The organism is Streptomyces sp. NPDC059564, assembly GCF_042735575.1.
In the GTDB taxonomy this organism is placed as follows: Bacteria; Actinomycetota; Actinomycetes; order Streptomycetales; family Streptomycetaceae; genus Streptomyces.
In genome coordinates this window covers 1-14264 of sequence record NZ_JBHWBP010000042.1, presented here as the reverse complement: position 1 = coordinate 14264, position 14264 = coordinate 1, and the positions used below count along the sequence as shown (strand labels likewise).

Annotated in this window: 17 protein-coding genes; 9 read left to right on the top strand and 8 right to left on the bottom strand. The window is 72.4% G+C overall.

The features are described from left to right. Positions 1–3: 3 nt before the first annotated feature. Positions 4–414, bottom strand: coding sequence for a RidA family protein (locus ACFV0Q_RS10955; protein ID WP_385003725.1), 411 nt, complete (start codon positions 412–414; stop codon positions 4–6). Continuing rightward, positions 411–1175, bottom strand: coding sequence for an IclR family transcriptional regulator (locus ACFV0Q_RS10950; RefSeq protein ID WP_385003723.1), 765 nt, complete (start codon positions 1173–1175; stop codon positions 411–413). The genes ACFV0Q_RS10955 and ACFV0Q_RS10950 overlap by 4 nt, the downstream gene beginning before the upstream one ends. A 124-nt stretch (positions 1176–1299) precedes the next feature. Here ACFV0Q_RS10950 and ACFV0Q_RS10945 point away from each other — a divergent pair, with 124 nt between their 5' ends. The 5 genes from ACFV0Q_RS10945 (at position 1300) to ACFV0Q_RS10925 (ending at position 6033) form a co-directional block, all read left to right on the top strand. Next, the gene (locus ACFV0Q_RS10945) at positions 1300–2580 is read left to right on the top strand and encodes an amino acid deaminase (RefSeq protein WP_385003721.1); all 1281 of its coding nucleotides are present in this window, start codon (positions 1300–1302) and stop codon (positions 2578–2580) included. Positions 2581–2582: 2 nt separating this feature from the next. Next, a complete protein-coding gene (locus ACFV0Q_RS10940; protein ID WP_385003719.1) occupies positions 2583–4175 on the top strand; it encodes an amidohydrolase family protein in 1593 nt (530 codons plus the stop codon). Continuing rightward, entirely contained in the window at positions 4172–5194 is a 1023-nt protein-coding gene (locus tag ACFV0Q_RS10935) for a YdcF family protein (RefSeq protein WP_385003717.1), read from the top strand. Before ACFV0Q_RS10940 ends, ACFV0Q_RS10935 begins: the two co-directional genes overlap by 4 nt. Positions 5195–5273: 79 nt before the next feature. Further along, positions 5274–5459 carry a hypothetical protein gene (locus ACFV0Q_RS10930; RefSeq protein ID WP_385003715.1) on the top strand — a complete coding sequence of 62 codons (186 nt, stop codon included), beginning with the start codon at positions 5274–5276 and terminating at the stop codon, positions 5457–5459. Positions 5460–5580: 121 nt separating this feature from the next. Further along, a complete protein-coding gene (locus ACFV0Q_RS10925; protein WP_385003713.1) occupies positions 5581–6033 on the top strand; it encodes a nitroreductase/quinone reductase family protein in 453 nt (150 codons plus the stop codon). A gap of 6 nt (positions 6034–6039) precedes the next feature. Here the strand turns inward: ACFV0Q_RS10925 and ACFV0Q_RS10920 are convergent, their stop codons facing one another. Next, on the bottom strand, positions 6040–6414 hold the full coding sequence (locus ACFV0Q_RS10920) for a hypothetical protein (RefSeq protein ID WP_385003711.1): 375 nt from the start codon (positions 6412–6414) through the stop codon (positions 6040–6042). Between the two features lie 199 nt (positions 6415–6613). Here ACFV0Q_RS10920 and ACFV0Q_RS10915 point away from each other — a divergent pair, with 199 nt between their 5' ends. After that, positions 6614–7051: a DUF6083 domain-containing protein gene (locus ACFV0Q_RS10915; protein WP_385003709.1), complete on the top strand. Its 438-nt coding sequence runs from the start codon at positions 6614–6616 to the stop codon at positions 7049–7051. Here the strand turns inward: ACFV0Q_RS10915 and ACFV0Q_RS10910 are convergent. Then, on the bottom strand, positions 6992–7705 hold the full coding sequence (locus ACFV0Q_RS10910; protein ID WP_385003707.1) for a DUF4386 domain-containing protein: 714 nt from the start codon (positions 7703–7705) through the stop codon (positions 6992–6994). The genes ACFV0Q_RS10915 and ACFV0Q_RS10910 overlap by 60 nt on opposite strands. A gap of 134 nt (positions 7706–7839) precedes the next feature. Between ACFV0Q_RS10910 and ACFV0Q_RS10905 the strand changes: the two genes are divergently transcribed. Next, on the top strand, positions 7840–8523 hold the full coding sequence (locus tag ACFV0Q_RS10905; RefSeq protein WP_385003705.1) for a TetR/AcrR family transcriptional regulator C-terminal domain-containing protein: 684 nt from the start codon (positions 7840–7842) through the stop codon (positions 8521–8523). Between the two features lie 174 nt (positions 8524–8697). After that, positions 8698–8964 (top strand): hypothetical protein, encoded by a 267-nt coding sequence (locus ACFV0Q_RS10900; protein WP_385003703.1) that lies wholly within the window; start codon positions 8698–8700, stop codon positions 8962–8964. Positions 8965–8980: 16 nt separating this feature from the next. On the opposite strand, the gene ACFV0Q_RS10895 is transcribed toward ACFV0Q_RS10900, so the two are convergent. The 3 genes from ACFV0Q_RS10895 to ACFV0Q_RS10885 form a co-directional block, all read right to left on the bottom strand. Next, the gene (locus ACFV0Q_RS10895) at positions 8981–9544 is read right to left on the bottom strand and encodes a GNAT family N-acetyltransferase (protein WP_385003701.1); all 564 of its coding nucleotides are present in this window, start codon (positions 9542–9544) and stop codon (positions 8981–8983) included. 47 nt (positions 9545–9591) lie between these two features. Further along, positions 9592–10344 carry an XRE family transcriptional regulator gene (locus ACFV0Q_RS10890; protein ID WP_385003699.1) on the bottom strand — a complete coding sequence of 251 codons (753 nt, stop codon included), beginning with the start codon at positions 10342–10344 and terminating at the stop codon, positions 9592–9594. Between the two features lie 609 nt (positions 10345–10953). Beyond that, positions 10954–12036, bottom strand: coding sequence for a hypothetical protein (locus ACFV0Q_RS10885; protein ID WP_385003697.1), 1083 nt, complete (start codon positions 12034–12036; stop codon positions 10954–10956). 622 nt (positions 12037–12658) lie between these two features. On the opposite strand from ACFV0Q_RS10885, the gene ACFV0Q_RS10880 reads away from it, so the two are divergent. After that, complete coding sequence (locus tag ACFV0Q_RS10880; protein WP_385003695.1) at positions 12659–13216, top strand: hypothetical protein; 558 nt, start codon at positions 12659–12661, stop codon at positions 13214–13216. Here ACFV0Q_RS10880 and ACFV0Q_RS10875 read toward each other — a convergent pair. Further along, on the bottom strand, positions 13160–13855 hold the full coding sequence (locus ACFV0Q_RS10875) for a CatB-related O-acetyltransferase (RefSeq protein WP_385003693.1): 696 nt from the start codon (positions 13853–13855) through the stop codon (positions 13160–13162). The genes ACFV0Q_RS10880 and ACFV0Q_RS10875 overlap by 57 nt on opposite strands. Positions 13856–14264: the final 409 nt, after the last annotated feature.

Here is a 14264-nt window from a genome sequence, read left to right as displayed (position 1 = left end):
CGCTCAGCCCAGGACCGCGAGCGCGTCGATCTCGATCAGCAGGCCGGCCGGGAGGCCGACGTAGACCGTGGTGCGCGCGGCGGGGGCCTCCTTGAGGCCCTGGTCCTCGAAGTAGGCGTTGTAGATCCCGTTCATCTCGGCGAAGTGGCCGGTGTCGGTCAGGTAGACGCGGATCATCATCACGTCGTCCCAGCCCGCGCCGCCCGCCTCCAGCACGGAGCGGACGTTCTCCAGGGTCTGGAGGGTCTGCTCGCGCAGGGTCGGCCCGGCCGGCGTCGGCGGCTGCCCCTCGACGTGCGGGAGGAAGCCGACCTGGCCGGCGACCTGGAGGATGTTGCCCTTGCGCACGCCGTGCGAGAACTTCGCGGGCGGGGCGGTGTGGGTGTCGGGGGTGATGGCGGTCTTCTCGCTCACGAAGGGTCCTCGTCTTCTGGATCGGTGCCGGAGTACTCCCGGCTGATGATGTCGGCAGTACGGCGCACCAGGGGCAGCAGTTCGAGCAGTTCTCCGGCGCCGATCACCACGCCGGGCGCCGAGACGGACATCGCGGCGACCACCCGCCCGCCGGGCCCGCGCACGGGCGCGCCCACGCAGTTGATGGAGTCCTCGTGCCCGCCCAGGTCGGCGGCCCAGCCCTGGTCCCGTACGAGGGCCAGCTCGCGCAGGAACGCCTCGGCGTCCGGGGTCGACCGGGAGGTGTAGCGGGGGTACTCGATGCGCTCGGCGAGGGCGCGCCGGTCGGCCTCCGGCAGGTCGGCCAGCAGCAGCTTGGCGACGGCGGCGACGGTGAGGGGCACGGGCTTGCCGATGCGGGAGTACATGCGGACGGGGTAGCGGCTGTCGACCTTGTCGACGTAGACCACCTCGTCGTCCTGGTGCAGGGCGAGGTGGACGGTGTGCCCGGTCTGCCGGTTCAGCTCGACCAGGTGCGGATGGGCCACGTCGCGGACGTCGAGGTTCTCCACCGCCTCGGCGGCCAGCGCGAACAGCCGCGCGCCGAGCCGGTAGCGGCCGTCCGGCTGCCGGTAGGCGAGGCCGTGCGCCTGGAGGGTCCGCAGCAGGCGCAGGGCAGTGCTCTTGTGCACGCCGAGCCCGTCGGCCACCTCGCCGAGGCCCGCCGGCCCCTGCGCCAGCGCGGGCAGGATCCGCAGCGCCCGCTCCACCGACTGGCTCACGCGTGCCCCTCCGTCCGCTCTGGAACCGGGCACCGTTGACCCGTCGTCATCCGGGATGTTAGACACCACAAGCATCACCCGCAACGAGCGTTGCGCACCACGCAACGTCACGAGGAGGAACCGCATGGCCAGCGACGCAGTCCGACGGCTCGCCGACGAACCGGTCGACCACCGGTTCAAGGGCCTTCCCCCGGACGCCCAGAGCGCCGGCCTCACCGTCGGCGAACTCGCCGCCCAGGCCCGCGACCTGCACACCGGCGGGTTCACCACCCCCGTCCTGACCCTCGACGCGGACGCCCTGGAGCACAACCTCACCGCGCTCGGCACCTACGCCCGCCGCCACGACCTGGCCTTCGCCCCCCACGGCAAGACCTGCATGGCCCCCCAGCTGTTCGAACGCCAGCTGGAGCACGGCGCGTGGGGCATCACCGCCGCCGTCCCCCACCAGGCCCGCGTCTACCGCGCCTTCGGGATCCAGCGGATCTTCCTCGCCAACGAACTCGTCGACCCCGCCGCCCTGCGCTGGGTGGCCGCCGAACTCGCCGCCGACCCCGCCTTCCGCTTCGTCTGCTACGTCGACTCCGTGCGCGGGGTCCGGCTCATGGACGCCGCCCTGGCCGGACAGGACGCCGTCCTCGACGTGGTCGTCGAACTCGGCGCCGGCGAAGGCGCCCGCACCGGCGCCCGCACCGACGAGGACTGCCGCGCCGTGGCCGACGCCGTCGCCGCCACCGGCACCCTGCGCCTGGTGGGCATCGCCGGGTACGAAGCCGAGGTCCCCGGCGCCGACCCGGACAGCGTCCACGCCTACCTGCGCCGCCTCACCTCCCTCGCCGTCGAGTTCGACAAGGCCGGACGCTTCGCCCCCGGCCTGGAGCAGATCGTCGTCAGCGCGGGCGGCTCCGCCTGGTTCGACGCCGTCGCCGACGTCTTCGCCGAGCTCCCGGAGCTGTCCCGCCCGGTCCTGAAGCTGCTGCGCTCCGGCGCGTACGTCTCCCACGACCACGGCTGGTACACCCGCCTGACCCCCTTCAACCGGGTCCCCGAGGAGGGCGGCCTGCGCCCCGCGTTCCGGCTGTGGACCCAGGTCGTCTCCCGCCCCTCCCCCACCCAGGCCTTCGTCAACGCCGGCAAGCGCGACGTCGCCTACGACCTCGGCCTGCCCGAGGCCGAACTGGTCCGCGACGCCCTCACCGGCGAACAGCGGCCCGCCACCGGCGTCCGCCTCGTCAAACTCTCCGACCAGCACGCCTGGCTGGAGACCGACTCCGCCGACGACGTCCAGGTCGGCGACTGGGTCGCGCTCGGCATGTCGCACCCCTGCACCATCTTCGAGAAGTGGCCGCTGATCCCGCTGGTGCAGGCCGACGGCACCGTCACCGACTACGTCCGCACCTTCTTCTAGCCGTGGACCTCGTCATCCGGGGGGCCCGCGTCGCCGACGGCACCGGCGGCCCCGCGTACACCGCCGACGTCGCCGTCCACGAGGGCAGGATCGCCGCCATCGGCAGGATCCCGGGCGGCGGACGGCACACGCTCGACGCCCGGGGGCTGGTCCTGGCCCCCGGGTTCGTCGACATGCACGCCCACAGCGACCTCGCGCTGCTCCGCGACCCGGACCACAGCGCGAAGGCCGCCCAGGGCGTGACCCTCGAAGTCCTCGGCCAGGACGGGCTCTCGTACGCGCCCGCCGACGAGCGGACCCGCACCGGGGTGCGCACCGCCATCGCCGGCTGGAACGGCCCCGGCGACGACGTCGACTTCGACTGGCACACCGTCGGCGGCTACCTCGACCGCCTCGACCACGGCTTCGACGGACAGGGCATCGCCGTCAACGCCGCCTACCTCGTCCCCCAGGGCACCGTCCGCGCGTACGCCCTCGGCTGGGACGACCGCCCCGCCACCCCCGCCGAACTCGACCGGATGCGCGCCCTCGTCGCCGAGGGCCTGGAGCAGGGCGCCGTCGGCATGTCCTCCGGGCTCACCTACACCCCCGGCATGTACGCCTCCGGGTCCGAACTCACCGAACTGTGCCGGGTGGTGGCCTCCTACGGCGGCTACTACTGCCCCCACCACCGCTCGTACGGCCGCGGCGCGCTCGGCGCCTACGCCGAGATGATCGCCCTGACCCGCGAGGCGGGCTGCGCCCTCCACCTCGCGCACGCCACCATGAACTTCGGCGAGAACGAGGGCCGGGCCGGCGAACTGCTCGACCTCCTCGACGCGGCCCTCGCCGACGGCGCCGACCTCACCCTCGACAGCTACCCGTACACCCCGGGCTGCACCACCCTCGTCGCGCTGCTCCCCAGCTGGGCGAACGAAGGCGGCCCCGAAGCGGTCCTGGCCCGGCTGCGCGACGACGCCACCGCCGAGCGGATCCGCCACGCGATGGAGGTGGAGGGCGCCGACGGCAGCCACGGGGTGCCGGTGGACTGGTCCACGATCGAGATCTCCGGAACCACCTCCGCCGCCCACGCCGCCCACGTCGGCACCCGCCTCGACGGCTGGGACACCGCCCGCCGGCTCCTGATCGGCGACCACCTCGGCCCGACCGTCCTGCAGCACGTCGGCCACGAGGAGAACGTCCGGACGATCATGCGCCACCGGGTCCACACCGGCGGCTCCGACGGCATCCTGCACGGCGCGAAACCGCACCCCCGCGCGTACGGCACCTTCCCGCACTACCTCGGCCGCTACGTCCGCGAGCTGGGCGTGCTCTCCCTGGAGGAGTGCGTGGCCCACCTCTCCGGCCGCCCGGCGGCGCGCCTGCGCCTGCCCGACCGGGGCCTGGTCCGCGAGGGCCACCGCGCCGACCTGGTCCTGTTCGACCCCGGCACGGTCGCCGCCGGGTCCACGTACGAGAACCCGCGCACCCTGCCCACCGGCATCCCGTACGTACTGATCGACGGGCGCTTCGTCATCCGCGACGGCCGCCGCACGGACGTCCTCGCGGGGCGCTCCGTGCGCCGGACTCCCGTTCACCGCCGACCCATACGATGAACTGCATGGTCGCCGCCTTCCTCCTCCCCGCCCTGCTCTTCCTCGTCTTCTGCGCGAGCGCCTGGAAGGACCGCCGCCGCTTCAGCAACGCGGTGCTGCTCGGCCTGACCTTCATCACCCTCTCCTTCGCCTCGCTGCTCCAGCTGACGGCGCTCCCGCCATGGGCGGCGCTGGCCGTGATGCTGCTCGTCTTCGCGCTGCCCACGATGGGGGTGATGGCGGCCGGCGTCTTCCTGATCGCCAACGGCGTGACCATGGTCCGCAAGGAGGGCCGCCGGCCCGCCAACCTGCTGTCCATGCTCGCCGGCCTGGGGATCTTCGGGATGATCGCGCTGCTGATCACGGTCCCCTGGTTCGGCTCGACCGCCCTCAACGGCATCGCGGCGACCCTCACCCTCGTCGTCGCGTACGTCTCCTTCATCTTCCTGTGCTTCCTCGGCTACGCCTTCCTCTACGGCCGGATCAAGGTCCGCGGGGACGTCGACCACGTGGTCATGCTCGGCTCGGGCCTGATCGGCGGGGACCGGGTGCCGCCGCTGCTGGCCTCGCGCCTGCGCAAGGGCCAGGAGATCTACGCGGCCCAGCTGGCCCGCGGCAGCCGCCCGCCGGTGCTGCTCCCCTCGGGCGGGAAGGGCTCCGACGAGAAGGTCGCCGAGGCGCGGGCGATGGCGGACTGGCTGATCGCGGAGGGGGTCCCGGCGGAGCACATCGTGCTGGAGGACCGCTCCACCACCACCGAGGAGAACATGCTGTTCTCGCGGGCGATCATGGAGGCGGCCGACCCGGGCTACCGGTGCGTGGTGGTCACCAACAACTTCCACGCCTTCCGGGCCGCGATGATGGCCCGCAAGGCCGGGGTGAACGGCCAGGTCGTGGGCTCGCCGACCGCGCGCTACTTCCTGCCGAGCGCCACCCTGCGCGAGTTCGTCGCCGTGTTCTGGGAGCACCGGGTGGTCAACCTCTGGATCTGCGGAGTGCTCGTCGCCCTCGGCGCGGCGGCCACCCTCTCCGCGGTCTGAGGCGGCCGCCGCGCCCGACGTGCGTTCATGGGGGCGGGGCCGGAGGATGGGGGCCTGAGGGGGAACGGAGGAGGTACCGATGGACAGTGAAGCGGACCAGCAGCCCACACGGTCGGACCGGCTCTTCACGGGCGGGGAGCGACCGTACGACCCCGAGGACCTGGTGATGGCGACCGGGCACGACCCGACTCCGGAGCGGATCGAGAAGGCGCGCCAGCTGATCGAGAAGGAGGGTCCGCAGGTCATCGAGCGGTACCTGCCGTAAGGACCGCCCGTGGGCCCTGCTGACGATCCCGGCCCGGGGCCGCACCCCGGGCCGTGGTCTGCCGGTGACCCTCCGCGAAGCCCGCTCGTTAGCCGTCGGGGGGCCGCGCCACGGAGGTCACATGAACAGCGTCGCCGTCACCGTCGACTGGGAGCACCCCACGGACCCGCGCCCCGGGCCGCGCCTCGACCACGTCCGTACGTACGTCTCCAGCGGCGGCGCCGACGGCCACCTGTGGCACGGCGTCCCGACGCTGCTGCTCACCACCCTGGACCGCGCCACCGGCCGGACGGCGCGCACCCCGCTGATCTACGGGCGGGACGCGGACCGGCTCCTGGTCGTGGCCTCCGGCTCGGGCGGGCCGAGCCACCCCGCCTGGTACGGGAACCTCACCGCCCACCCGGAGGTCCGCCTCCAGGTGGGCGCCGACGTCTTCGCGGCCCGGGCGCGCACGGCGACCCCGGCGGAGCGGGAGACGTACTGGGAGGCGATGACGGCGCTGTGGCCGCTCTTCGACGACTACCGGGCCGCGGCGTGGCCGCGGGAGGTCCCGCTGGTGATCATCGAGGGGTGAGGGGCGTCAGTCGCGGGGCTGGGGACGCTCGGTGCTGAACTTCACCGAGCGGACCTTCAGGTCGTCGGTGGCGCGGTTCCCCTCCGGGCGCAGGACCCACTGGGGGCTGTCCTCGTTGCAGTCGGCGCCGACGTACAGGGTCACCCAGCCGTCGGTGGAGTTCTGCGGGCCGTAGCCGGCCGGGATCTCGTCGGATCCGACGCCGAAGAGGTTGACGCAGCTGTCGTTCTGCGGGTCGCTCAGGGCGCCCTCGCGCACCTGCCCGTCCGCCTCCTTGTACGTGTAGTGGAACTCGCCGCTGGCGGCCAGCGCCGAGCCGGACATGGACAGGGTCAGAGCGAGGGCGCCGAGGGTGGCGGCGAGGGCGTTGCGGAGCTTCATGCGGGGATGCGTCCCTTCCGAAGTTGATCAAGAGTCACTGCGGGGCCGACCCTAGGAGGACCGTGAGTGGCGAATCGATCCGCCACGGCGCGTCGACCCGGCGCGTCCCCGCATCACCACCCGTTCGGGTCAGATCTGCCGGGGGCGGTGGACCGGTTGCCCCTTGATCGGCTAACAACAGGGCCATAAGGGGGGAAAGTTGAGCACAAACACCCAGGAGCAGGACGGCGGCCGGGACGGCGGCCCGTTCCTCCTCGCGAAGGTCCTGGCGGACACCCTGGTGACGACCATCGGGCGGCAGCGGGGGGCGGGGGCGGCCGGGGCGGTTTCGGGGGCGGCTTCCGGAGCGGCTTCCGGGGCGGCTTCCGGATCGGGGGACGCGGCCGGGGGCGGGGCCGGGGCCGGGGCGGCCCGGCCGGCGACCTGCCGGGACTGCGGGGAGACGGCGTACTGGCACCGCACGGTCCGGGGCAAGTGGATCCTCATCGAGCCCGGCACCCGCCCCACCCACACGGTCCCGGCCGGGCAGCGCTGGCGCCTCGCCCCGGACGGCACCGCCGTCAACCTCGGGTCGGCCTCACCGACGGACACCTGCCGGATCAGCCACTTCTCGGTCTGCCCGGGGCGCGGCGCCTGAGCCGGGCCCGAACCCCCTGACGATCAGCCACCCGGCCAGGCCGAGCTCCCACGCGAACACCGGCAGCGCGGCGGCCGACCCCGCCACGGAGAGCTGCGCGTAGGCCCCGAACATCACGGCGACGGCCGAGGCGCAGATCAGCGGCCCGCCGACCAGCCCGAGCACGGCGATGAAGCGGGGCACGAGCCGGGCGCGGTACGTCAGGTACGCGAGCAGGACGGTGTTCAGGCCGAGGGCGATGTTGGGCCCGAGCAGGAACGTCCAGTCGTGCACGGCCGCGAGCGCGACGTCGGCGCCGGCCGCGCCGGCCCCCGCCCCCGCGTCCCGCCGCAGGGTGACGAGCGCCAGGACGGAGACGATGCCGACGGCGATGACGGCCGCCTCCAGCAGCCGCCCGAAGGCGTACCCGAGCGCGAGCCCCTCGCCGTGGCGCCGCAGGACGGGGAACAGCGCCGCCCCGGTACCGGCCACCGCCACCACCAGCACCACCTCGCAGAGCACCCCGAGCAGCGCGCCCGTGTCGGCGCCCTGCGCGAGCCTGCCGTCCGCCGCGCCCAGCAGGGGGCGGTACAGCACGGCCCCCGCGATGGCGGCCACTTCCGTCAGCAGGAACAGCAGCCCGGCGGCCACTGCGGTTCTCCGGTCCGGACTCATCTTCGGGTTCCCTCTCGCTGGTGGTGGTGCGACGACGTGGAGGTGTACGCCGTACACCTGGCAGTGACCATAGGTGTACGGCGTACACTCGTCAAGGAGGGAACGATGGACCGCCGAGGAGGGAAGGGGCCTCAATGACCCGGCAGGAAGCCGCGCACGCGCAACGGACCCCGCTGAACAGGGACCGCGTCCTGCGCGCCGCCGTCGCGCTCGCCGACGCCACCGGCATCGACGCGCTCAGCATGCGCAGGCTCGCGCAGGAGCTGGACGTCGTACCGATGGCCCTCTACAAGCACGTGGCCAACAAGGAAGAGCTGCTCGACGGCATGGCCGACACCGTCGTCGGCGAGATCGACCCGCCGGCCGCGGGCCCCGGCTGGCGGCACGTGGTCCGCGGGCGGATCCTCTCGGCCCGGCGGGTCCTGCTGCGCCACCCCTGGGCGGCCCGGGTCATCGAGTCGCGGACCGGGCCCACCCCGGCCGTGCTGGCGTACCTGGACTCGATGGCCGGGATCTTCCGGGACGGCGGCCTCTCCGCCGACCTCACGCACCACGTCATGCACACGATGGGCAGCCGCCTGCTCGGCTTCAGCCAGGAACTGTTCGACACCTCGGGCCCCTCGGGCCCGCCGGACCCCCGGCTCGCGGAGCACTACCCGCACATCGCCGAACTGGCCGCGACGGCCGCGCACGACGGGGGCTCCACGGTCGGCGGGGGCTGCGACGACCAGTTCGAGTTCGAATTCGCCCTGGACCTGCTCCTGGACGGCTTCGAAAGCCTCCGCCGCCAGGGCTGGACCTCCGCGCGGAAGGCGTAGCGGGTGCGGGGCGCGGGGGGCTGATCTAGCGTCGAAGGAGGGAGGGAAACCCTGCCGGGCCGGGGACCGGTCGCACGTCGGCCGCGCACGCCCGGCGCCGTTTCCACGCGGATCCGGCAACACCCAGCTCCCGGGCCGCGCGACGATCCCGGAGAGCAGGTACGTCCCATGCGCATGTCCACTCGTATCGCAAGCGTCCTCGCCGGCCTGGCCCTCGCGCTCGGCGGCGCGGCCTTCACGGCCCCGGCCGCCCACGCGGACGTCACGGCCTGCATCAACCAGGTCGAGCGGGAGCTGCAGGGCGGAGAGGCCCCTGACTCCATCCGGATGGCCTGTTACGTCGGGCTGACCGGCGACAACGCGCAGTGCGTGTCCGGCCTCACGGCGGGCGGCGTGACCAACGGAACCGCGGTGTCCGCCTGCAAGGTGGCGCCGCAGTAGCAGTCCCCGGACGGGGTCAGACGGGGTCCGCGACGGGGGCGGCCACCGCGGTGTAGGTACGGCCCGCGACGACGTACTCCCCGAGCGGGATCATCCCGAACGCGTCCACGTGCACCTTCCACGAGGGCGCGTTCCCCGCTTCGATGAAGGCCACCAGCACCTCGGCCCGCCCCGCGGCCGCCTCGAGCGCCCGCGCGAACAGGCCCCGGGCCACGCCGTGTCCGCGGAACTCCGCGTCGACCACGACCGGCCCGTACAGCAGCCACGGCACCTCCCCCAGCGGCCGCCCCCGCCAGAGCAGCCCGTCCTGCGCCCGCAGCAGCCCGAGCACCGCCGCCGGCGGGTCGCCCATGTCCCGGGCCACCGACAGCGCGAGCAGCCCGGCGACCCGCCCCTGCCCGGCATCGGCGACGAGCAACTCCCCGCCCCGCGCCATCCCGCGCAGGGCCTCGACCCCGAAGTTCCCCTGCACGAAGCCCTGGGAGGCCCGCTGCTCCTCGGTCAGGGCATCGCGGTGACTGGCGGCGAACACCCCGGCCAGAGCGGCCGCGTCGGCCTCAACGGCATATCGATAGCGCATCCCCCGATGCTGCCACGCCCCCGCCCTCACCCCGCCCCGGGACAGCGTCAGCCGATGGGCGTACCCCGCCCCCACACCTCCTCGGCACTCTCGGCGAACCGGTCGAACAATCCCCCGGGACCCTGCCGCCGAAGGTGCATGAGCGGCGAGTCGTGGCCGACCACGCGGGCCAGATGCGGAGTGACGAAGGCGTCCTGGTCAAAGCGGAACAGCGAGAGTCCCACGTGGTGGGCGGCGTCGTCATGCGCGCTGAAGCGGGCTTCGAGCCCTGGTACGGAACCGAGGCGCTCCAGGTGCTCCAAGGTGATCCGGATCCGCGTCGAAACCGTCAGCGCCACGCCCTCGACGTTCTCCCGCTGCCGGGTGACCTCGCCGTCAGGATCACCGAGGAGAAACCTGACCCGGCATCCGGCCTCCAGCTTGCGGCGGAGGGTATCGACGAACGCCGGCTGATCGAGGAAGAGGAAGTAGTTGGTGTAGCCGGCGAAGAAGAGTTCCTCGCGGGCACCGGCAACCCGCTCACCCCAGACACTGGACGGGCACGCCGAGCGATACGGGTACGCCCGGACCAGTTCCCGGTCGTGCCCCGTCTTGATCCGCTCAGCCGCCGCTCGGGGCCACAGCATGCACTCATCAACTCCCAGTGCCCGGGAGGCATCGGCCCGGGTCTGTGCGTGCGGCACCCGCTCCGGATCAGCGAGCCACCGCTCGACCGTCTTGGTCGCGACCCCGATGCGGCCCGCCAACTTCCGAGGGTTCAGACCCGCGTCGGCCATAGCCTCTGACAGCGCCTGGTTCAAGCCTCCTCCTCGGGACGCTTCGGACACTTCAAACGGTAGCGGGGAGACACCCCAACTGTCGTCGGCACGAGGGAGATACGTCCCATCCGGCCGTGGATGCTCAGTGGGTGTTGTCCGTACGGACAGGGAGAGACAGGCATGACGAGTGAGACAACGAGCGGACCACCGCGTGTGGTGTCGAGGATTCCGACGGAAGCGATCTGCTGCCGTTGCGACCAACACCTCCGGGGCGCACCCGGCATCGTCTTCCATCCGGAGCGCGCGTCCGGCGGAGGCATCGCCGCGTACCGGCACGACGGGGAGTGCCCCGACGCTCCGGGGTGGCGGTAGCCGTGGACATGCAGACGTGGCGTGATGCGCACGCGCGGGCCGACGATGCCAGTCGGGCGGTTCGGACGGCACTGGAAGCACTCGGGCTGCCCGATGGTTCCCGGCCGAGCATCCGAGCCCAGGTGACCGCCGACGGTCGCGCTTTCGTCCACCTGGGAACCCTGCGAGCGGACCAGGCGGAGGTGGTGGCCGAGGCACTGCGGTCCTACGGGTCAGCGGAGGTGGATGCGGGCGGGAGTGGATGACGTCGTGCCGTATCGGCGGGCGGCACTGACATCGCTACTGGATGCTCCAGCGGTGCGGGTGCCCGGGGTCGGACGGGCAGGCGAAGACGTTGAGTTCGCCCCAGTTGCCCACGACGGCCCCGGTGGGTGTGGAGGACACGCGCACGGCCGGGTCCCGGTCCTCCAGCGGCCGCCAGCTGCCGCTGCCGCCGCCCCACTCCGAGCTGTCGATGGTCAGGAGCAGCTCCATCGGCGCCGCGCAGGCCCGGCAGTTCATGGGGGACGGGTCGGTCAAGTGCCAGGAGGCGAAGCCGCCGACGCGCCAGCCGGGCGGGATGGACAGGTCGTACTGGTAGGCGGGCTGCTCGTCCTTGTCGTTGTCCTCGTCCTCGTCCTCCTCTTCCAGCTCCTCGAGGGCCTCCTCCCGGGCGTCGATCCGGGCGCACAGGTCCTCGGGCAGGAGACCGGCGAAGGGGTACGTGGCCACCTGCTCGGGATGCAGCACGCAGGGCTCCACCACGTACCCGGGATATCCGACGACCTGCGGCCGTGGCGGCGACACCAACACCTCGCCCACCTCGGACGACCGCCGCCAGAGCAGGCGAACCGCCATGCCATGGCGGGTCTCGCCGTGGGCGTCGAAGGGGCACCAGAACACCTGGAGGAGATCGCACCCGTCGGGCCCCGCCGGCAGGTCGGGGAGGTCGCGCCGGTAGAGCTGCGCGACACCGAGCATCGGGAGCGGATCGGTTTCGCACGCCCCCGCGATCCGGTGCTCCCGGCGCAGCTCGTCCACCAGCTCGCGCTCCTCGTCCGTGGGGCCGTGGACCGGATCCCGTTCCCGCGCGTCGGCCAGGATCCGCCGCTCGCGGTGGATGTCCTCGGGCCGCCGACCGCGCCCGCGCCCGTGCGGCTCCGTACACACCGGCCACGGCTCACCCACCGGCCACAGCATCGGCCCGCCCACGGAACTGGCCTCCACCCCGGGGCTGCCGGGCCGCGGATGCAGCCGCGTGGTCGTACCGCGGTAGGCGGCGAGCTCGGGAAACAGCCCCTCGACATCGAGCGGGCGCGGCGGCGTGGTCCGGGTGACGGGGGTGATGGGGGTGATGGGGGTGATGCGGGTGATGCGGGTCATGCGGGTTATGGGAGGACCTTATGCAGGCCGGTGGGGCGGGGTCGGGGGTGGGCGGGACACCCCCGGGCCGGGGTGGTGGAGGGCTGGGGGCTGCCCGTCAGTCCACTGTCCTTCCGCGTCGGGCCGGTCCCTCAAGGGCGCTCCCTTCGGTCGCGTCGCTTCGCGATGGCCTTCGGCCACCCTTGACCGACCGGCCCGCCACGGAATGCCAAAGACTGCCGGGAAGCCCCCAGGGAAACGGCATGGAGCAACGATGACCAGACACCCGAAGCCAGAGATGTACGAGGCACCGGGGATGGCCAATCACACCAGCCCCGAACTCCCCTCCCCGGCTCCGCCGGGGGACGCGTCAGGTCGCTACACACCTCTCCCGGCTCAGCGTCTGCGGGCCGCCATGGGCTGGACATAAGCCGCCCACGCTGGGTGGGCGGCTGACGTCGTCCGGCGACGAACAGACCGGCACAAGCTGGACATAAGCCGTTAACCGGTCTGGCTAGCCGGTCTGGGGTGTGGTCTTGGGTTGCGGACGTGGATTGACGAAGGGGGAATATTAGGTAAGCCTTACCTCGCTCGATGCGGCAGATGGTGCCGTTGCTTCGTCTTTTCCCCGGAGTCAGCTCACATGTCGTCCCCTGCCGTCAGACTTTCCGTACGTCCCGTCCGCCTGTACGACTCCTGGTGGATGGTGGCGGCAGGGGCGCTGTGCGCGATGGTCGTCCTGGCGGCGGGGCTGTGGTTCTCGCTGCACGTGCGCACCGACGAGACGCTGCATTCCGCCGCGCTCTTCGTGCACCTCGCCTCCCTCGTGCTCGGCTTCGGTGCGGTGTTGTCGGCCGACTACCACGGACTCCTCTGGGCCATCGGGCGCTGCACCCTCGCCGAGGTCGTCGGTGCGACCGCCCGGCTGCACGTGCCCATCTGGGCCGGGCTCGGTGGGCTCGTGGTGAGCGGGATGATGCTGCACCCCGACGTGCACTCGCCGCTGACCCTGACCAAGCTCGCGCTGGTCGCCGTACTCACCGTCAACGGGCTTCAGGCGGGTCTGCTGGGCCGTCGGCTCGACGGGGCCGTCGCGCCGGTCGGCCGACGGCTCCTGCTCTGGGGTGGCGTCACGGCCCTGGTGTCACAGGTCTGCTGGTGGGGTGCCGTGGTCATCGGATTCCTGAACACCAACACCTGACCCGGGCGCGACCGCCTCCAGCTCGTCGACCGTGCCGGACATGATCACGCGTACGTGCGCGGTGATGTGCTCGGCGGGCCAGTCCCACCACGCGAGGCGCAGCAGGCGGGCGATGTCGGCGTCGTCGTAGCGCGTGCGGATCAGCCGTGCCGGATTGCCGCCGACGATGCCGTAGTCGGGCACGTCGTCGACGACGACGGCCCCCGATCCGATGATCGCGCCGTGCCCGATGCGGACCCCGGGCATCACCGTCGTGTCGTACCCGAACCAGACGTCGTTGCCGACGACGGTGTCACCCCGCCCGGGCAGTCCGGCGAGCAGGTCGAAGTGTGCGGCCCACGATCCGCCCATGATGGGGAACGGGAAGGTGGAGGGGCCGTCCATGCGGTGGTTGGCGCCGTTCATGATGAACCGGACCCCGGTGCCGAGCGCGCAGAACTTCCCGATGACCAGCTTCTCGGGCCCGTAGTGGTACAGCACGTTGCGGGTCTCGAAGGCGGTCGGATCATCAGGATCGTCGTAGTACGAGTACTCGCCGACCTCGATCAGCCCGGACTTCACCAGTGGCTTGAGCAGCACCACGCGCGGCTGGTCGGGAATCGGATGCAACACCGTGGGATCCGCAGGCAACTGATTCATGGTGAGCCCCACGCTAGTTCAACCCCACGACGCCCGCCGAGACGCTTATGTCCAGCCCGTGCCGGTCTGTTCGTCGCCGGAGGACGTCAGCCGCCCACCGGGGCGTGGGCGGCTTATGTCCAGCCCATGGCGGCCCGCAGACGCTGAGCCGGGAGAAGTGTGTAGCGATCTGACGCGCCCCCCGGCAGAGCCGGGCAGGGAACTCCGGACTTACGGGGTCGGCCTGCGGAGGGGGTCGCACATCTCTGGCTTCGGGTGTCTGGTCATCGTTGCTCCATGCCGTTTCCCTGGGGGCTTCCCGGCAGTCTTTGGCATTCCGTGGCGGGTCGGTCGGTCAAGGGTGGCCGAAGGCCATCGCGAAGCGACGCGACCGAAGGGAGCGCCCTTGAGGGACCGGCCCGACGCGGAA